This window comes from Pseudoalteromonas sp. S327 (assembly GCF_005886415.1).
Lineage (GTDB): Bacteria > Pseudomonadota > Gammaproteobacteria > Enterobacterales > Alteromonadaceae > Pseudoalteromonas > Pseudoalteromonas atlantica.
Map to the genome: position 1 here is coordinate 1 of NZ_PNDP01000169.1, position 241 is coordinate 241.

The 241-nt window shown below is 37.8% G+C and carries 1 protein-coding gene; it reads right to left on the reverse strand.

Going from position 1 to position 241, the window contains the following annotated elements; genetic code table 11:
* Positions 1-241, reverse strand: a 241-nt coding sequence (locus CWB60_RS20595) for a cellulose biosynthesis cyclic di-GMP-binding regulatory protein BcsB (protein ID WP_212746878.1), incomplete at both ends; no start/stop codon positions are given.

Below are 241 nucleotides of genomic sequence, written 5' to 3' on the forward strand. Positions count from 1 at the left end.
GTAAGCTTAACTTATTGTAAACTTTGGCATCAAAAAACGGCTCTCGTAAATACTCTAAACGGCTATCTATTGCCAGTTGCTTATGATTGAGCTTGAGATTGCTCGATTTATTAATTTCGGGCCAAATAGAGCGACTTAAGGAATCTTGGCAACGGAAATGATAATATCCATCTATGTCAAACCGTACTTGGTGGTAGTCTTGTACATACTTAGCTTTGAGTTTTAGGCTATGGTTTACGGT